Raw genomic sequence first — 18692 nt, forward strand, 5'->3', positions numbered from 1 at the left:
GGTGGGACCGGCCAAGGGCCGCGCCATGCCGGGCGGCCAGCCTCAGATGGTTCCGAACAGCGCGCGCGGCCGGTCGCGCAGCGTCTGCGCCACGATCCGCAATGCGCTCACCAACTGATCGCGCGAGGCGGCGCAGGCGAGGTTGATCCGCACGCCGTGCTCGCTGGTTGAGCGGTCCACAGCGAATGCCGAGGCCGGCATGGTGTTGACGCCGCGCGCCAGCGCATTCGCCGCGAAGTCGTCCGAGCGCCACGGCGCCGGCACGCGCAGCCAGACGAACATGCAGGCCGGATCGCTCTTCAGATGCGCCTTGGGCAACAGTTCGCGCGCAAGCTCCTGCCGCACCGCGAGCTCCGCGCGCTGGGCATCGAGAATGCACTGCGCCGTGCCGTCCTCGATCCAGCGCGTGGCGATCAGCGTCGATAGCGGCGCGGGCATCCACGCCGTGGTACGCACCGCTTCGGCCGCCAGCGCGGCGCCGTTGGGCGGCGTCAGCACATAGCCCACCCGCAGTCCCGGCGCGAGGACCTTCGATGTCGACGTGACATGGAAGGTCAGCTCCGGACACAGGCTGGCAATCGTGGGCAGGCGCGTGCGCAACAGCGGGCCGTAGACATCGTCCTCGATGATGGCGATGTGGTGCCGGCGCGCAATGTCGACCAGCGCCGCGCGCCGCGCCAGGCTCATCGTCACTACCGTTGGGTTCTGCAGGTTGGGCACGGTGAAGATGGCCTTGACGCGCAGGCGCCGGCACGCATCTTCGAGTTGCTCGGGCAACAGGCCTTCGTCGTCGCTGGGAATGCCGACGAGTTCAAACTGGAACACCGGTGCGAGCGCCTTCAGCCCGTAGTAGGTGAGCTGGTCGGAGAGGATCACGCCGTCGTGGCCCATCAGGCTGCTCAGCACCGCGTAGAGACCATGCTGCGCGCCACTGGTAACGACCACGTTCTCCGGCGCGGGCGTGAAACCCGGCGCCGCCATCCATCGCGCGCCGGCGGCGCGCGCCCAGTCCGGTCCCTGCGGCGGCTGGTACTCCTGCGTTTCCGGATAGCGCGGATCGCGCGGGACGGCGCCCATCGTCCGCGCAAGCTGCGCCAGGAACTCGCCCGTTGCCGGCCGGTTGACCGTGAGGTCGATGACGGTATTCGACGCTTCGCCGGTCGCGCTGCGCGCCGGCCTGGCCTGGACGGACGGCATCGCACCCCCGGTGACGATGGACCCGCGCCGCTTGCTGGCCACGATCAGACCGCGGGCCKGCAATTCCTTGTAGGCCCGCGATACGGTCGAGACATTGATGCCCAGCTCCACGGCCAGGTCGCGCTGGGCGGGCAGCCGGCTGCCAGTGGGGTAGACGCCGCTGCGCACCTTCTCTTCCAGCGCACGCGAGACTTCCAGGTATGGCGCCTGACGTACTTTTGTCTGGAGATCGTCGCCGTCGTTTGTGTGGTGTGTCTCAGTATTCATCCCGTTTTGATCTCCATACAAATACCCTTTGGCTTGCGGTCGCGCCGCGCGGAGAGTCAGATCCACTCGCTAGCCACATATTAACCTGTCGCGTCGCTATCCGGCCAGCGGCAGGCTTTCCACGCAACAATTCCACTGGGCTCAGGGAAAATACCGACGTCCACACAAAGACAAACAAATTGCACTCAAAAAAGTTTTGTGTGACGATATTTGTGTCGTTTGTATGCCCTCAGTCCGGCAGCACGACCCGAACTGTATTACAGGAGGAGACACCCGTGGCAGATCAAGCATTATCGCGACCGGCACGCCCGACGCCGGCCCCATCCAACCCCCCGGCCCCGGCCGACCTTGGCAAGTCCCTGCGGCAGCGGCATGTGACGATGATTTCGCTCGGCGGCATCATCGGCGCGGGGCTGTTCGTCGGCAGCAGCGCCACGATCAGCGCGATGGGGCCGGCGGCATGCCTGAGCTACCTGCTGGCCGGCATCGTCGTGCTGTTCGTCATGCGGATGCTTGGCGAAATGGCGCTCGCCAACCCCGGCATCGGTTCGTTCACCGAATACACGCGCCTCGGGCTGGGCAACTGGGCCGGCTTCACCAATGGCTGGCTGTACTGGTATTTCTGGGTCATCGTGGTCGCCGTGGAGGCGGTGGCCGGCGCCGCCATCCTGCAGCGCTGGATACCCGCGCCGGTGTGGGCGATCGGCCTCGTGCTGCTGTCGGTGATGACCGTCATCAACCTGATGTCGGTGAAGTCATATGGCGAGTTCGAGTACTGGTTCGCATCGATCAAGGTAGCGGCGATCATCGTGTTTATCGCGATCGGCGCGGGCTATCTGCTTGGCTTTTCGTCGTGGCACGAAACGGCCGCGCACCTGACCGGCGACCGCGGCTTCCTGCCCTTCGGCGCCATGTCGATCTTTGCCGGGGTGCCGACCGTGATCTTCGCCGTGGGTGGCGCGGAAATCGCAACCATTGCCGCCGCCGAATCCGACGACCCCGGCAAGAGCGTTGCGGCGATGACGCGCTCCGTGATCCTGCGCGTGATCACGTTCTACGTTGGCTCGATGTTCGTCATTGCCTGCATCGTGCCGTGGGCGCAGATCAAGGTCGGCTATTCGCCCTTCGTCGCCGCGCTGGAAACGATGCACGTGCCCGGCGCCGCGGACATCATGAACGCGATCGTGCTGGTCGCCGTGCTGTCGGCGCTGAATTCCGGGCTGTATGTGTCGTCGCGCATCCTGTTCCGCCTGGCCGAGCGCGGCGATGCGCCGGGCCGCCTGCTGAAGCTTTCGGCGCACAAGGTACCGCGCCTGGGCGTGCTGCTGAGCAGCATGGTCGGCTATGTTGCCATCGTCGCGGCCATTGTCTCGCCGCAAGGCGTGTTCCTCTATCTCGTCAATGCGTCGGGTGCGATCATGCTCTTCGTCTACCTGGCGATCGCGGTCTCGCAGATACGCCTGCGCAGGCGCATCGAGGCCGCCGCGCCCCAGCGCCTGACGCTCAAGATGTGGCTGTTCCCGTGGTTGTCGTACGCTGTGGTAGCGGCCATCGCCGGCGTGCTGCTGGCGATGGCCGCCGATGCGGAGCTGCGGCCGCAACTGCTGGCCAGCGTCGCGAGTCTTGCGGTTGCGCTGGCGGCCTACTGGCTGTGTGCGAAGCGCCGCACCGACGACGCGACGGCAACCGGCTACCGTTCGGCCATCGGTGTGCCCATACTGCAAGGGAGAAAGTAATGGCGAAAGTCGCCATCATCGGCGCCGGCTTCATCGGGCTTGCCAGCGCCGCCTGGCTGATGCGCGACGGGCACGACGTGACMCTGTTCGACCCGTCCGGTGTGGGGCAAGGCGCGTCGTACGGCAACGCGGGCACGTTCGCGCACTATGGGTGCATTCCCGTGAACAACCCATCCGTGTTCCGGGACCTGCCGCGCTTCCTGCTGTCGAGCCAGAGCCCGCTCCGGCTGCGCTGGGGCTACCTGCCGCAGCTCGCGCCCTGGCTCGGCCGCTTCATGATGAGTTCGCTGCCGCGCCGCTATGAGGCCAGCGCCGGCGCCCTGGCCGCTTTGCTGAGTCATGCGCAGGACGGATATGCGCCGCTGCTGGCCGATCCCGGCCTTGCGCAATTCGTGCGGGCGCGGGAATGCCTGTACCTCTACTCCAGTGCATCGTCGTTTGACGGGGCACGGCCCGCGCTGGATCTGCGGCGCAAACTTGGCGTGAAATTCGACGTTGTCGGCGCGGGAGATATCCAACAGCTCGAACCCGCGCTTGCGCCGATCTTCGAGCGCGGCGTTCTCTTCAGCGACAGCTGGCACTTCTCCGATCCGCATGCCTTCCTGCTGGCGCTCCACGCGCAATTGGCCGCGCGCGGATTGAAACTCGAACATGCCGGGGTAAGCGCCGTGCAACCCACGGCGGGCGGCGTGACGGTGGTTGCCGAAGGCATGGCGCAGCGTGGCTACGATCATGTGGTGATCGCCACCGGCGCGCGTTCGGCGAAGTTCGCAAAGCAGTGCGGCGACAGGGTGCCGCTCGATACGGAGCGCGGCTATCACGTGCGCTATGCCGGCGCGGCGCAACTGATCTCGCGGCCGGTCGGCTGGGCCGAACGCGGCTTCTACATGACACCGATGCGCGACGGTATCCGGGTGGCGGGCACGGTCGAACTGGGCGGATTCAGCGACACGCGTAGTCGCTCGCTGCTGGACCTGCTGACATTTTCCTCGCGGCGCGCCTTGCCCGCGCTCAGGGAGCCGGACAGCAGCTGGCTGGGCTTTCGCCCGACGCTGCCCGATGGCGTGCCGGTGCTGGGGCATTCACGCGCCAGCGACCGCGTGATCTACGCATTCGGCCACCAGCACCTGGGCCTGACGCTGGCGGGCATCAGCGGCCGCGTGGTCGCGGACCTGGTCGCGCGGCGCAGCCCCGTGCTCGATCTTGCGCCGTATGCGGCAACCCGTTTCTAGCCATACGACTCCGACATGTCGCGCATCGGCCGGTCGCTTATCCCCAGGCGCGACACCATATCTCGCAAGGAGCGCATCATGAATCGCCGCCATTGTCTGTTGAGCCTGGCAGTTTGCGCACTGTCCGCGCAAGCGCCGCTGACCCGGGCCGCCGAGCCCAAGGTCGTGAAAATCGGTTTTGTCGCGCCGCTGACCGGCTCGGTCGCGCGGGTCGGCAAGGATCTGCAGTATGGCGCGCAACTGGCGCTCGACGAGGAGAACGCCAGGAGCCCGACGGTCGGCGGCGCGCCGGTCAAGTTCGTGCTGGATGTGCAGGACGACCAGGCGGACCCGCGCGTGGCCATGCAGGTTGCGCAGAAACTGGACGACGACGGCGTCGTCGGTGTGATCGGCCACTACAACTCGGGATGCAGCATCCCCGCATCGGCGGTGTATCACCAGGCCAGTATCGCCATGATCACGCCCGGCTCGACCAATCCGCAACTGACCAAGCAAGGCTTCAGGAATGTGTTCCGCACGATGGGGCATGACGGCGTGGGCGGCGTCGTTGCCGGGCGTTTCGTGGTCGAACAGGTCAAGGCCCGGCGGATCGGCATCATCGATGACAGCACGGCCTTCGGACAAGGCCTCGCGGATGCCTTCGAGAGGGGCGTGAAGGAAGCCAAGGGCAGCATCGTCCGCCGCGAGTTCACCAGCGACAAGGCCGTCGATTTCCGCCCGATCCTGACCACGCTCAAGGGCCGGAATGTCGACGTGATCTTCTTCGGCGGCCTGGATGCGCAAGGCGCGATGGTGGTCAAGCAGATGCGCTCGCTGGGCATGCAGGCGCAATTGTTCGGCGCCGGCGCGCTCAAGAGCAATGCCTTCCTGCAGATCGCCGGCACGGCCGGCGAGGGCACGCAGGACCTGGAGCCCGGACCCGCGCTGGACAAGCTGCCCGCGGCGCAGGAGTTCGGCAAGCGCTACAAGGCGCGCTTCAACCAGGATGTCGAACTGTACGCGCCGTTTGCCTACGACGCGGCGCTCGCGATGATCAAGGCGATCCACGATGCCAACTCGCTCGACCGGAAGAAGATCGTCGACAGCCTGGCGAAGGTGACTGTGACTGGCGTCACCGGCAAGATCGCATTCGATCCCTACGGTGACCTGATCAAGCCGCCCTATACGCTGTTCGAAGTCCGGCAGGGGCAGTGGAAGAGCGTCAGGACGCTGGGCGGCGAAGGCGGGAACTGACCGCGCCTGGTCCCGGACCGGCGGCGGGGAAGAGAGTCCCGATAGCGTCAAGGTGGGATGGAGCGGGCAAATGCCTTTATTTGACGGTCCGTTTCCCACGCTTGCTGCCAAGAGCCGCCAGCCAATAAAAGAGGCGCCATCGCCGTTGTTTTTGTATGCAAAAATAGAATACAATCAACCGCAGTAAAGAGCGCGGCGCGGGCATCGGCCCAAGCTGATCATGGGTTCGGAGGACAATATGACATTTTGTGAAGCAGGCCTGACGTCACCACATGTACCGGCTCTCGAGCCGATCGAGAACTACCTGAAAGCCCATATCACCGGCAAGGCCGAATATATGCGCCTGGCTTTCCATCCGGACGCGAGGATTGTCTCGTTTCGCGATGGCGTGCTGCACTCCCTGAGCGTCGATGAATTCTCCGCTCGCTTTCAGGGCCAACCCGCACCTGATGAAGCTCAGCGCAAACGCTTCATCACGCATTTCGACGTCGTCGGCAATGCCGGCAGCGCCAAGGTTGTACTGCAATATCCGGAAGTGACATTCACGGACTACATGACGCTGCTGGAGATCGACGGCGTGTGGAAGATTTCCAACAAGACGTTCAGCGCAGCGCCGCAAGAAAAAACCAGATAAGCGGCGGCGGGTGCGGCTTGTGACCTTCCGCAGGCAGAACCCGGATGCTAGCTGGTCCACCGACGCGTGCATCCGAGCCTGGTCGCCGGGGCACCGGCTGCACCGCACCGGCGAACTCGAACCGGCGCGGCGCGGGAAGTCGCCGATAAACGGTATATACTGTTTATTCCGTTTTTCATTCAAATCTGCCGTGAACTCACCGATCATCAAGCCGCCCACGAAAAAGGCATTTCATTTTCCGAAGAGCGCGGACGTGGCCACTAGCTCGCGCCGGCTCGGCCGTGCCGAAAAAGGCGCCGGGTGCCAAGAAGGAAAAGGTGCTGCGTGACAGCTTCACGATGCCAAAGTCCGACTACGCAAGAATCGATGAACTCAAGCAGCGATGCCTCGATGCGGGTGTGCACATCAAGAAGAGCGAGCTTCTGCGAGCAGGCTTGCTGCTTCTTGCCGCGACGTCGCCAAAGCAATTGCTGGCTGCGGTCTCGAAAGTCGAAGCCGTCAAGACCGGGCGTCCACCGAAGGCCTAGGCGCTTGTAGCGTGCCTGCGCGGCTCGCCGCGGTTGGCTGGCCTCGCATGTGTCCTGGCGTCGAAAGACGCGCAAGTCCTGGCGTTAAGGGCTTTCATTGACGGCCGCGACGAGCGGGGAGGAGCGCGAGTAGCGCAGGACGCCGCCCACATGTCCCAGTCCCATTCCGATGGCGTACAACGAGCACGCCAGTGTCATCAGCAGCAGGGCGCCGACCATCGAAGCGGTCATCGTTTGCGTTGCCATCACCAACAGGAAGGACGCGCTGCGCCAGCTAGCGGCGGCAAGGCGGTACGACGCACGGCCGATTCGCTTGCCGGCGGCAATGCGGAAAGTGCGTTGCATCATCGATGGCTCCGGCTTATCAGTGGATGGTCCTTGCTGGGAGGCAATCCGTCCTTGCGACGCGCAAAGTCAGATTGACCTCATGCGAAACGGACGCTTCAGTGCGCGGCCGCGGCGGCCTCCGATACCTGGCCCTTGACCGGCTTGGTTAGCCAGATCAGCGGCACGATCATGATGAAGATCACACCCGAGATCCAGAAGATGTCGTTCAGGCCCAGCATGATGGCTTGCGTGTTCAGGCTGCGCTCGAAATACGCGACGGCCTGGCCCGGCGTGAAGCCCAGTGTCGACTGGATCGACTGGAGGGCGGCACCGTACAGCGGGTTGTTCGGACTGGCTTGCTCGGCCAGTTGGGCGTGGTGCAGCACGGCGCGGTTGTTCCAGCCGGTCGTGGCCAGCGACGTACCTACCGCCCCGCAGAAGACGCGGGCGAAGTTGGACAGGCCGGCGGCGGCGGGAATCTTCTCTGGCGGCTGGCCCGAGAGGATGATCGCGGTCAGCGGGACGAAGAAGAGCGCGGTCGGAATGCCTTGCAGCAGGGTGGGCAGCACCAGGGTGAAGGTATCCACGCCGGTGGTGTAGTGGGAACGCATGAAGAAGACAGCCGCGAAGCCGACGAAGGAGAGCGTGGCGAGCACGCGCAATTCCGCCTTGGGCATCAGCTTGCCCAGCACCGGCGTGAGCAGCACGGCGAAGATCCCCAGCGGTGCGGTCGCCAGGCCGGCGTTGACGGCCGGGTAGGCCAGGTACTGTTGCATCCATTGCGGCAACACGACCAGGTTGGCAAAGAAGACCGCGAAGGCAACCGAGATGGCGACGGTGCCGGCCAGGAAGTTGCGGCCCTTGAACAGGCGCAGGTCGATGATCGGATTCTCTTCGGTCAACTCCCAGATCACGAAGAAGAGGAAACTGAGCAGCGCCACCACGGCCAGGATGATGATGACCGGGGAGTTGAACCAGTCCAGGTCCTTGCCTTTGTCGAGCATGATCTGCAACGAGGCGACCCAGGTAATCAGCGAGGCCAGGCCCACCAGGTCGATCGGCAGCTTGCGGGCCGGCGTCTCGCGGTCGCGGTAGACGGCCCACGTAACGGCCGCGGCAAACAGGCCGACCGGCACGTTGATGTAGAAGATCCAGGACCACGAGTAGCTGTCGGTCATCCAGCCGCCCAGCGCGGGGCCGGCGATCGGGCCCACGGTGGCGGTCATGGCCCACAGCGCCAGCGCCATGGCGCTCTTCTCCTTGGGATACGAGCCCAGCAGGATGGATTGCGACAACGGGATCAGAGGTCCTGCCACCGCGCCTTGCAGGATCCGCGCGGCGAGCAGCACGGTCAGGTTGGGGGCAATGCCACACAGCCAGGACGACAGCACGAACAGGAGGATCGCGGTGACGAACAGGCGGATCTGACCCACACGCTGGGTCAGCCAACCCGTCAACGGAATCGCGACGGCGTTGGCCGCGGCGAACAATGTGATCACCCAGGTGCCTTCGTCGATCGACACACCGAGGTTGCCGGAGATGGTCGGGATCGCGACGTTGGCGATCGACGAGTCCAGCACGTTCATAAAGGTGGCCAGGGCCACGGCGAAGCTTCCCAGCACGAGCTTGCCGCCGGTGAGCGGGGCGGGTGCGGTCTGGGTCTGGGCTGGGGATTGCATGGGGGCGTTCCGAAAGAGATTCGCTCTGGGGCAGCCGCCGCACGATCTGCGGCAGCGGTCCGGCTAGTAATCTGATATGTCAGATAAATGGACGAGAGAGGGCTGGTGCATTGCGGTGCTCAGGCCCCGGCCGCTTGCATGAGCGGCTGAGGCTTCGCGCCTTGCGCCGTACGCTGCGCCGGCAGCTTCGCCACGTCCGTGCCGGACTTGCCGTTGCTGTTCTGTGCAATGATCCGCGTGATCTCGCGGTCGGCCTCTTCGCCATAGCGCTGGAACACATCGGTGCGATAGGTCGTGCGATATGGCGTTTCGCCGCCGGTGGCGAGCTGCGAGCCGGTGGCCGTGTGGGTTGCCACGTCGACCTGCATCGACAGGCCGATCTGCAGCGGGTGCGCGCGCAGTTCCGCCGGATCGAGCAGGATACGCACGGGCAGGCGCTGCACGACCTTGATCCAGTTGCCGGTGGCGTTCTGCGCGGGCAGCGCGGAGAAGGCGCTGCCGGTGCCGGCCGAGAAGCCCACCACCTTGCCGTGGTAGGTCACGCTGCCGCCGTACAGGTCGGCATGCAGTTCGACCGGCTGGCCCATGCGGATGTGCTTGAGCTGGACTTCCTTGAAATTGGCGTCCACCCAAACGCCGTCGAGCGGCACGATGGCCATTAGCGGCGTGCCGGGGGCAACGCGTTGGCCTACCTGCACCGAACGCCGCGCCACGTATCCCGTGACCGGGGCGGGAAGCGTGTTGCGGGCATTGGCCAGATACGCGTCACGCACCTTGGCCGCGGAGGCGAGCACGCCGGGGTGGTCGGCAACGGACGCCTGGTCCGTCAACGCATGGTTCGAGGCCAGTTGCTGACGAGCGCTATCAAGCGCGGCTTCGGCGGCCTTGACCGCATCGCGGGCGTGCGCCACGTCTTCGGCGGCTACGGCGCCGGCTTCGCCCACCTCGGTACGGCGGCGCAGGTCGTCCCTGGCGCGGGCGAGGTCCGCCTGGCGTTGCCGCACCGTGGCGTCGAGCACGTTGTTGTTGACATAAAGGGCGCTGACCTGGCGTACGGTCTGGCCCAGCGCGGCCTCGGCGCTGGCGAGCGCAACCCTGGCATCGGCGGCGTCGAGGGATACCACCGGCTCGCCGGCCTTCACGATCTGCGTATCGTCGGCATTGACCGCGATCACCGTGCCGATGACTTGCGGCGTGAGCTGGACCAGGTTGCCGTTGACATAGGCGTCATCGGTTTCCTCGTGAAAGCGCGCCACGCTGTAGTAGTAGGCGCCGTAGCCGGCCACGGCGAGCGCGCTGGCCAGGCCGAGCAAGGCAAGCAGCCGCTTGCGGGTGTTTTGCGTGGAGGACTTGGCGGGTTGGGCTTCGGCGGTAGCCTGGTCGGTCTTGGTCGTTTCGTTCATGGTGTCACCTGTTCGTTTTCGCGTTCGTGTTTGTTTTCGTTGAGAGCGGAGTTAGCGGGACTGTGCCGCCTGTCTGGTTGAGTCAGAGGCATCCRTGTAGCCGCCACCCAGCGCCGCGGCGAGGGCAATCTRCCGGTCGCGGCGATTCATGCGCAGGTTGGCTACCGCCTGGCTGCTGGAGAGTGCATTGGTCTGCGCGTTCAGAACGGTGAGCTGGTTGGTCAGGCCTGCCTTGTACTGCGCCAGAGCCAGGGTCAGCGCGCGCTGCGCGGCGGTGTCGCTGCGCAGCGCGCTGTCGATCTGCGTGTCGAAGGCGCGAATATCGGAGAGCTGGGTCGCAACATCGGTCAGGGCGTTCACCAGGGTCTCGTTGTAGTTCGCGACGGCAAAGTCGAAATCGGCGTAGCGGCCCTTGAGCTGCGCGCGCAGCGCGCCGCCATCGAAGATCGGCAGGTGAATCGCGGGACCGGCCGAGGCCGTGCGGCTGGCAGCGCGCAGGAAGCGGCCCCAGCCAAAGGCGTCGAGGCCGATCGCGGCGGACAGGTTGATGTCCGGATAGAACTCCGCCTTGGCCACCTTGATGTCATGCAGGGTGGCATCGACGCGCCAGCGAGCGGCGACGATGTCGGGACGGCGCGAGACCAGATCGGCCGGCAGGTTGTCGGGCAGGCGGACTTCGTCGCCGGTGGCCAGGGCAGGGCGGCTGATCGCCAGGCCACGGTCCGGACCCTGGCCGAGCAGCGCGCCCAGTTGGTAGCGCGTGCGCTGGATATTGCCGTCGAGCGAGGAGAGCGCGACTTCGCTGGCGGCCAGGTTGGCTTCGGCGGTGCGCTTCTCGACCTCGGTCTCCAGTCCCATGGTCACGCGCCCGTTAGTCACGCGCAGCACGCCACGGCGCTGCTTCACTTCGTCCTGCGCAATGTCGTGCAGCGCGTAGAGGCGGGCCAGTTCGTTGTAGGCCCGGGCAATCGCGCTGCTTAGCGTCAGCTTCACCTGTTCCGCCTCGGCCTCGCTGGCGTGCACCGCGGATACGGCGGACTTCAGGGCTTCGCGGTTCTTGCCCCACAGATCGAGTTCATAAGAGGCGTTGATGACAGCCTTGTTCTCCGACTGCCAGGACCCGGCGAACGGGGGCGGCACGAGCGTGCTTTCCGAGAAACGTTGCCGCGTCCAGGAATAGCCGGCGCCTACCTGCGGCAGCGTATTGGCATTGGCTCCCTCGCTGAGCGCCGTGGCGGCCGCCACGCGAGCCCGGGCCTTTTCCAGCGACGGGCTGCCTTGCAGCGCTTCGCCGATCAGCGTCATGAGCTGGGCATCGCCGAACTGGTCGGTCCAGTCCGCCGAAGGCCAGCGGCCTTGCTCGGCGGGGATGCTCTGCGTGGTGGCGTAGGCAGTGGCTTCGGCGATGTGCTTGTCGCTGTGGATGCCGGCATAGTTGGCGCAGCCGGCCAGGACCGCCGCCATCAACACCGAGAGCGCGGGGCCGGCAAAGCGGCGTGTCGAGGAGGTAATCTGATTGTACATTATCTGACCTGTCAGTTAAATAAGCAAAAAAAAGCGATCAAATATTCGCAAATTTGGCAAGGAGCCGGCGAAATTCAGTGAATTCCTCCGGGCTGAACATCTTCAGTCGGGCATTGAGCACCTTCGGCGCCACTTCCGGAATGCGCTCTGCGACGGCCATGCCCTTCTCCGTCAGCGTCAGGTTGACCATCCTGCGATCGTCGACGCTACGGCTGCGCGCCAGCAGGCCCTTGCTTTCCAGTTTGTCCAGCATGCGGGTCATCAGGCCGCTGTCGATGCAGAGCAGCTTGCTCATCTCGAACGGCGTGTGGGCCTCGCCACGCGTCAGGAGGAGCAGAATCCCCATATGCTGGGCAGTGATGTCCAGGTCTCTCAGAGCCGCATCCATTTCGATCAGGAGGCCGTCGCGGGCACGGTTGAGAAAGAACCCTACGCTCTGCATGAGCTGATAGTTCTCCTTCGAGTAATGATCCACGGTGAGACCTCATCGATGTTATTGACGAAACAGTAGTTGATAAGTCAGATATATGCAAGATGGATTTTTGGCCTGCAGCGCTGCGCGACGGTTGAGCTCGTCCAAGCCGCCGATTTGTATGGTGAGCTTTCAGCAGCATGAAGCCCGGAACCTCATCGCGCGGGAGAAGAGGCCGTGGGATAAGCAAAAAGGGAACTAGTCTACGGCCCGGGTTGCATTTGCGTCATGGCGTCGACGCGGCCTGCCGTCGCCGGAATATCTGCCTATCCGCGCTTTGCCGAATCCTCGAACCTGGCGAATACGCGAGCCTGGACCGCGTCCATGACTGCGAGGACCTGCTCATCGGCGGGCGCGCTTGCTGTCACGCCGGTCGCCTTTTTCGGCTTTGAGCCCACTGGATAGAAGACAAACACCGTGTCGAACCGGCCTGCCGATTCCTTCTTCAGGCGTCGGTTGAGCGCCTTCAGGTACTGCTTCTTGATGGTCTTGGACATAGGTTCCGGGGCTCTCAGTGCTGCTGTAAATGGGGGCTCGAATTTCAACTGGCGTAGCGACCACTTCCACGGCGTTCGTCCCAAGGCAGCTAGCCGGGATGCGCCCGCGAAGACGGGGGCAGCCGACCGCTGCCGATCAGTTCAATGAGATCGGCGACCCGCGTCTCGGCCATGGCAAAGGCCTCGGTTTCTTCCATGGAAGGCCGTCCCGCGCGAAACACCGTCTGCAGTGTCCCGGCAAGTGTGTGATGGCGGACAAGAACGAATCCCTGGTGCTTTCCATTCGTAAGTGGCTCGGTGTAGGCCTTAAATTCGTAATAGCCGGCGCGCTTGTTACTTTCCATGCACTCTCGCTGTTATGGTGTGCACGGAGTCCGCCAGCGCGCAGTGGCGAACTCCGGCTCAACTTTCTTGCGGCTCCACCCGCCGTGTTGGCTGGATGTGCATACGCGGGCGAACGGATGTCTTCCCGACGCAATGTGCGACCCTCCAGGCATTAACGAGGGTCTAACCTTAGGATATCAATTCGCAGGCTAGCGTTCCTCAGGGAATTTCCCGGAGACCGCTTGCGCGGCATGGGTGGCGGCCCGCCCGCYGGAAAATCCCGTAGCACCTTTCAAACGCACGTTCGTGGTTCAGGCGGGGAGACATGCCATGGAGAGGGCACTGAAGTTCGAGCTTGCGCAGGAACAGTCTCACGTGCTGCGCGACCTTCCCCTGCTCCCGACATTGCAGGTGGAACCGCCGCGCGAGGAAGCGTTGCGTAGCGACTATTTCGACACACCGGATCTGCTGCTCTGGCGGCAGGCCGCATCGCTCCGGGTTCGTCAGGCGGCCGGTCACTATGTGCAGACCTTGAAGTCAGCGGGCGCACGCCGTGCGGGCCTGTTCGAGCGAGAAGAGTACGAAACGCCGGTTGCCGGTAACGCGCCCGATATCGCTGCATTGCTGGCGATCGTGCCTGAGACATCGCCACTCTCACCGGTGATGAAGACGCACCAGCTACAGGAGCAACTGGCACCGGCGTTCTGTACGGACGTTTGTCGCACTGTGTGGCTGCTAGGGCTTCCCGAGGGAGATGAAGTCGAGCTCGCGATCGATACCTGTACCGTGGTTGCCGGCGAATCAAGCCAGTCATTTTCCGAACTGGAGCTGGAACTCAAGCGTGGCAAGGCGGACCACCTCTATGCACTGGCGCTGAATCTGGCCGACACGGTGCCGGTGCGCCTTAGCCTGGCGAGCAAAGGCGATCGCGGCTACGGCCTGCTTGTCTGCGAGAAGCCGAAAGCCGTGCGTGCGAAGCCGCTCGTGCTGGAGCGGCAGGGCTCCGTGGGGGATGCTTTCCGGGAGATCGCGCGGAACTGCCTTGCGCAAGTCCACGCCAACGAAGCTGTAGTCGCGAGCGCGCAGTCGCCGGAGGGCGTACATCAGATGCGCGTCGGGCTACGCCGTTTTCGCTCTGCGCTCGATATGTTCTCCGGCGTGGTCACGCTGCCCGCCGAGCTGCAGGACGAAATCAAATGGATTGCAGGCGAGTTGGGCAAGTCCAGGGACTGGGAGGTGCTTGCCCATTCGACGCTGCCTCAGGTTTCGGCGGGGGAGGAGGACCTCCCTGGTCTTCGGCGTGTCAGCGAGGCCGCCGCGGAGATTGCGAGTGCTCGACGGCATGATGCCGCCGAAGCGGTTCGTTCCGCGCGCTATGCGCGGCTGGTTCTCGCGCTGGGACACTGGATGGCGGTTGCGTCCTGGCAGGGGGATGCGGAACCGTCAAAGCAAATGCTGCTGGCCATGCCGGCAAGCGAGCTGGCTCGCGATGTGCTGCGCGCGCGCCATCGCAAGCTTGTCCGTCGCGGGCGAGGGCTGCACAAGCTCGACGCGCCACGGCGGCATCGCGCTCGTATTGCCGCAAAGAAGCTGCGCTATGCAGCCGAATTTTTCGCGTCGCTGTTCCGGCGGAAGTCGCTGGACAATTTTCGCGGCGTGCTCGCCAGGCTGCAGGATGACCTTGGCTGGGGCAATGACATGGCCGTGGCTGGCCACCTCCTCGGTTGTCTTCAGCAGGCCAACGAAAGTGTCTCAGGCGGCGCAATCTATGCCAGAGGATTCCTGTCGGCACGCCTCGTCGCTGATCGGGAAAATCAGCGACGGCTCTGGAAGCGGTTCCGCCGCACGGAACGGCCACAGTAAGGCGCATCTTCTCCCGGGCATGGTTGCCGGTTTGGCGGCGGGTGGCATGGCGCACCACCTTGAAATCCGCACAGATCGTGATTRCTTGCCTTTTGATCTGAAGGACCGCACGCCGGGCGACGCGGTGAGCTACCCCGCCGGCGATCCGCATGCCGCCATGCGCGACGACGGGAAGCGGCGCTTCACCCGCAAGGACGGAGCGCAGACTACCCGGCGGCTTTCCCGTTCGATGTCCGCCCGGCCCGTTGACTCATCCTGCATCCAGGCCGCTTGCCTGCCGTGCCTCATGCGCTTGCAAGGCAAGCGCCGCCGCCAGGCCGGCGCCGCACATGGCCGAAGTCAGCAGGAAGGCGCGTCCGCCGACGCTGGCGAAGAGGAAGCTGCCCAGCAGTACACAGCTGGCTGTCAGCAGGCCAGCGCAGGCTGCGTAAAGCCCGGTGCCGCTGGAGATGACTTGCTCCGGTACGCGGGTGCGGATGTATTGCGCTGCGCCAAGCTGGGTGAAGCCGAGCGTGGCGCCTTGCAGCAATTGCGCAAGCATGGCTACGCTGGCCGTTTCGGCCAGGCCGATCATCGACCAGCGCAGGATGCCCGCCGCGCAGGCCAGCGCGATCAGCGCCGGTGCCGATATCCGCGCAGTGCCTGGCGGGGGATCGCCGCATAGACGGCCTGGACCGCACTGGCGAACGTCTCCGGCGATTCGATGGTCCTGCGATGGTTCGATCCGAACCGCTTTGCCAGCGATGGTATCCGGGTGGTCTCCCGAGGTGGCCTTGCGTATCACTTCGGCAAAGCGGGCGGCGTCGCGCAGCGCGCTGTTCATGCCGCCGCTGGCCATTTCAGTGCCCAGCTGGCCTACCTGGATATGGGCCTCATCCTCGGATGCCATTAGTTACCAGTCACCAGTTGCCAGTGGCATAGCCGGCCGTCATTTTTGTTCATTGGAACGCCCGGCGCCGAGCGCTTCGAGCAGTGGCCGGAGGGCATCGAGTTCCGCGCCAAAACCGGTCCAGTCGCCCGCTTTCAACCGCTCCATGGCGCGGTCATAGTGGGCAAGTGCCTCGCGGGCGCGGCTGTCCGACGTGCCCTGGCGCTGCGCCGCCGCGGGGGCGGCTTCCTTGAAGAGCGCCGCCAGTGCGGCGCCCAAGGTCTCCTCCATGACCACATGGTCGCCGTAGGCGGCGATCACCCGCTTCAGCTCGGGCAATTGCCCGGACTCCGCGCGCAGGTAGAGCGGGGAGACGTAGAGTATCGCGTTCTCGATGGGCACGACCTGGAGATGGCCGCGGATGACGCGCGAACCCATCTGGTTCCACAGGGAAATCTGCTGGGAGATCTCGGTGTTCTGCTGGATGCGCGCTTCGATCTGGAACGGCCCGTAGATCAGCTTGTCCTTGGGAAACGCGTAGACGACGAGCTTGCCGTAGTCGGGAGGATCGCAGCGTGCCGCCAGCCACGCAATCATGTTCTCGCGCCGGCTGGGCACCATCGGCAGCATCAGAACGAACTCGGCGCGCGGCTCCGCCGGGAGCCGAACAATCATGTAGTAGGGCGACATCGGCGCGCCGGCGCYAGTCCCGGCCCCGGTCCCGGCGTCAATGTCGGCCAGCTTGCGGGGGAACTGCCAGAGATCCTCCCGGTTGTAAAAGACTTCCGGCGCTTCCATGTGGTAGGCACGGTAGATCTGCGCCTGGATCAGGAACAGGTCCTCGGGATAGCGGATATGTTGCTGCAGGTCCTGCGGCATCGTGCCCAGTGCCTTGAACAGGCCCGGGAAAATGCGCTGGTACGTCCGCACGATGGGATCGGCGGGATCGCTGACATAGAAGTCGACAGTCCCGTTGTACGCATCGATCACTACCTTGACCGCATTGCGTATGTAGTTGTCGCCGTCTTCGCTGGCCGGCTGGGAGTACGGGAACCAGCGGCTGGTGGTATAGGCATCCTGGATCCAGTAAAGCCGCCCGCCGCTTGCGACGATGTAGGGGTCATGGTCGAGGCCGAGGAACGGGGCGATCGTGCGTACCCGGTCCTGGATGTTGCGATGGAGCAGGATCCGGCTTGAGGGTGTGATGTAGCCGGTCACCAGGATGTTGGGATCGTCGAACTGCCAGGCGAAGAGGGCCTGCAGCGCCAGGCTGCCGATGCCGATGCCGTCGCGCCCGCTGTAGTTTGTATAGACGTTCTCGTCGCCCTTGGGATAGTCGAACTCTGGCGCGTTGCCGTTGACGATAACGTAGCCCTTGCCGCCTTCGCCGAAGTACAGGCGCGGCTCGCGGATGGCGGGGCCGCCGTTGGAGACGGGCGGAATATCCTTCAGGTAAAGGGAGGGCAAGCCCTCCGCGGATTTCTCCGTGACCGGCGACATCACGACGCCGTTGCCGTGGGTGAACAGCAGATGCAGGTTGACCCAGGTCTGGGCATTTGCCGGCAGCAGCGACGGCTCCAGTTCCCGCGCCGAAAGCATGACTTGCTGATAGCCGGCGGCAAACCGGTAGCGGTCGATGTCCGTCGCCAGGAATTTGTAATAGGTCCTGATCTCCTGCAACTGCGCATAGGTATCCCGCAACGGCTGCAAGTCCCACAGGCGGATGTTGTCGATGGTCGGGCGATTGGCCTGGAGCGTGGCGAGATTCAGGTTCTGTTGGGCCGGAAACGGCTTTACCGCGATCTGCGCCAGGCCATAGGCCTCCCGCGTCAGCGCAATATTGTGCTGGATATAGGGCGTTTCCAGCTGTAGCTCGTTCGGCTTGACATAGAAGCGCTGGAACAGCGCCGGGTAGGCCACGGCGAATACGAATGCGCCGCCGAACACGATCAGCGCCGACGCCGCGGGAATCCGATAGCTCCGCCAGCGTATATTGGCCAATGAGGCGACCGCGGCAGCGGTGGCCAGGCCGATCAGCGGCCACAGGACCGGCAGCCCGACATGGACATCGGTATAGCCGGCGCCCACCACGACGCCGTTGTCGCCGTAGAGCAGCAGGAAGCGGTCGAGCCAGTAAGACCAGGCCTGCAGCAGGAAGAACAGTCCCAGCAGCACAGAGCCGTGGGTGGCGGCTGCTGGCGCAAGCCCGCGCGGCGACTGCAGGAATGCGATGTCGCCGCGCAGTCCGTACACCACCGCGGCGACGACCGCGCTGCAGCCGAGCAGCAATAGCAGCCAGTTCCTGAGCGCGATATAGGCGGGCAGCGAGAAGAGGTAGAAGCCGATGTCCTTGCCAAAGATCGGATCGCCTTTGCCAAAGGGCACCTGATTGACATAGCGCAGCGCGATGTCCCAGTCCGAGGCTTCGCTGACGGCGAGGAACAGGCCCACGAGGACGGCGGCCCCGGCGATGGCGGTGCGCCAGTGGACGTGGGGCGCGACGTCGCCGACCAGTTCGCTCAGGACCTCCGGCATCCCGGGCGGAGATGCCGACTCCAGCTTCCAGGCGCCAGGGCTCGCGTAGCGGTGCGCCAGCCATCCCGACGCCCATATCGCGCCCGCCGAAGCCACGAAGACGGCGGCGAAAAGAAGCGCCTGGGTAAAGAGGATCGTCCAGAAGACGTCCGCGTAGCCGACGGAGGAAAACCACAGCCAGTCAACCAGCATGCCGGTGACGCGGCTGACGACGATCAGCACGGCGACGACCGCCACGATCCTGGCGGCAATGCCTCTCAGCCGCGTGCCGGATCCGCCTGGCGATCGCATCGATCGTGCTCCTTTGCCGGAACGTCATCCATGGCCTGCTGTGACCGGACCTAGGTACGCTGCCGGTCTGCCCGAAACCTGGC

At 64.7% G+C, this 18692-nt stretch carries 16 protein-coding genes; 6 read left to right on the plus strand and 10 right to left on the minus strand.

Annotated features, from left to right (window positions below; genetic code table 11):
- Nucleotides 1-42: 42 nt before the first annotated feature.
- Nucleotides 43-1464: an aminotransferase-like domain-containing protein gene (locus AC1DKD_RS04090; RefSeq protein WP_477142964.1), complete on the minus strand. Its 1422-nt coding sequence runs from the start codon at nucleotides 1462-1464 to the stop codon at nucleotides 43-45.
- A 380-nt stretch (nucleotides 1465-1844) separates the two neighbouring features.
- Here AC1DKD_RS04090 and AC1DKD_RS04095 point away from each other — a divergent pair, with 380 nt between their 5' ends.
- The 5 genes from AC1DKD_RS04095 to AC1DKD_RS04115 all read left to right on the plus strand — a co-directional run bounded on the left by AC1DKD_RS04095 (nucleotide 1845) and on the right by AC1DKD_RS04115 (nucleotide 6826).
- Nucleotides 1845-3200: an amino acid permease gene (locus AC1DKD_RS04095; RefSeq protein WP_441626078.1), complete on the plus strand. Its 1356-nt coding sequence runs from the start codon at nucleotides 1845-1847 to the stop codon at nucleotides 3198-3200.
- Complete coding sequence (locus AC1DKD_RS04100; protein WP_441625985.1) at nucleotides 3200-4432, plus strand: NAD(P)/FAD-dependent oxidoreductase; 1233 nt, start codon at nucleotides 3200-3202, stop codon at nucleotides 4430-4432. Before AC1DKD_RS04095 ends, AC1DKD_RS04100 begins: the two co-directional genes overlap by 1 nt.
- 78 nt (nucleotides 4433-4510) lie before the next feature.
- Nucleotides 4511-5665 carry a branched-chain amino acid ABC transporter substrate-binding protein gene (locus AC1DKD_RS04105; RefSeq protein ID WP_441625987.1) on the plus strand — a complete coding sequence of 385 codons (1155 nt, stop codon included), beginning with the start codon at nucleotides 4511-4513 and terminating at the stop codon, nucleotides 5663-5665.
- A gap of 238 nt (nucleotides 5666-5903) precedes the next feature.
- Entirely contained in the window at nucleotides 5904-6299 is a 396-nt protein-coding gene (locus AC1DKD_RS04110) for a nuclear transport factor 2 family protein (protein ID WP_045236895.1), read from the plus strand.
- Between the two features lie 281 nt (nucleotides 6300-6580).
- Nucleotides 6581-6826, plus strand: a complete 246-nt coding sequence (locus tag AC1DKD_RS04115) for a hypothetical protein (protein ID WP_477142965.1) — start codon at nucleotides 6581-6583, stop codon at nucleotides 6824-6826.
- Nucleotides 6827-6910: 84 nt separating this feature from the next.
- Here AC1DKD_RS04115 and AC1DKD_RS04120 read toward each other — a convergent pair whose 3' ends face one another.
- From AC1DKD_RS04120 to AC1DKD_RS04150, 7 genes are all read right to left on the minus strand, one after another.
- Nucleotides 6911-7174: a hypothetical protein gene (locus AC1DKD_RS04120; RefSeq protein WP_441625991.1), complete on the minus strand. Its 264-nt coding sequence runs from the start codon at nucleotides 7172-7174 to the stop codon at nucleotides 6911-6913.
- 95 nt (nucleotides 7175-7269) lie between these two features.
- Nucleotides 7270-8832, minus strand: a complete 1563-nt coding sequence (locus AC1DKD_RS04125; protein ID WP_441625993.1) for a DHA2 family efflux MFS transporter permease subunit — start codon at nucleotides 8830-8832, stop codon at nucleotides 7270-7272.
- A 119-nt stretch (nucleotides 8833-8951) separates the two neighbouring features.
- Nucleotides 8952-10235, minus strand: coding sequence for an HlyD family secretion protein (locus AC1DKD_RS04130; protein ID WP_441625995.1), 1284 nt, complete (start codon nucleotides 10233-10235; stop codon nucleotides 8952-8954).
- Nucleotides 10236-10286: 51 nt separating this feature from the next.
- Nucleotides 10287-11759 (minus strand): efflux transporter outer membrane subunit, encoded by a 1473-nt coding sequence (locus AC1DKD_RS04135; protein ID WP_477142966.1) that lies wholly within the window; start codon nucleotides 11757-11759, stop codon nucleotides 10287-10289.
- A 37-nt stretch (nucleotides 11760-11796) separates the two neighbouring features.
- On the minus strand, nucleotides 11797-12234 hold the full coding sequence (locus AC1DKD_RS04140; protein ID WP_441625999.1) for a MarR family winged helix-turn-helix transcriptional regulator: 438 nt from the start codon (nucleotides 12232-12234) through the stop codon (nucleotides 11797-11799).
- A 263-nt stretch (nucleotides 12235-12497) separates the two neighbouring features.
- Nucleotides 12498-12728 carry a hypothetical protein gene (locus AC1DKD_RS04145; protein WP_441626000.1) on the minus strand — a complete coding sequence of 77 codons (231 nt, stop codon included), beginning with the start codon at nucleotides 12726-12728 and terminating at the stop codon, nucleotides 12498-12500.
- An 89-nt stretch (nucleotides 12729-12817) separates the two neighbouring features.
- Nucleotides 12818-13072, minus strand: coding sequence for a hypothetical protein (locus tag AC1DKD_RS04150; protein ID WP_441626002.1), 255 nt, complete (start codon nucleotides 13070-13072; stop codon nucleotides 12818-12820).
- Nucleotides 13073-13382: 310 nt separating this feature from the next.
- On the opposite strand from AC1DKD_RS04150, the gene AC1DKD_RS04155 reads away from it, so the two are divergent.
- On the plus strand, nucleotides 13383-14915 hold the full coding sequence (locus tag AC1DKD_RS04155) for a CYTH and CHAD domain-containing protein (RefSeq protein ID WP_441626004.1): 1533 nt from the start codon (nucleotides 13383-13385) through the stop codon (nucleotides 14913-14915).
- Between the two features lie 250 nt (nucleotides 14916-15165).
- Here AC1DKD_RS04155 and AC1DKD_RS04160 read toward each other — a convergent pair whose 3' ends face one another.
- Nucleotides 15166-15804, minus strand: coding sequence for an MFS transporter (locus AC1DKD_RS04160; RefSeq protein WP_441626006.1), 639 nt, complete (start codon nucleotides 15802-15804; stop codon nucleotides 15166-15168).
- 39 nt (nucleotides 15805-15843) lie between these two features.
- Nucleotides 15844-18609: a UPF0182 family membrane protein gene (locus tag AC1DKD_RS04165; RefSeq protein ID WP_477142967.1), complete on the minus strand. Its 2766-nt coding sequence runs from the start codon at nucleotides 18607-18609 to the stop codon at nucleotides 15844-15846.
- Nucleotides 18610-18692: the final 83 nt, after the last annotated feature.

This window comes from Cupriavidus sp. 05T313, assembly GCF_056396665.1.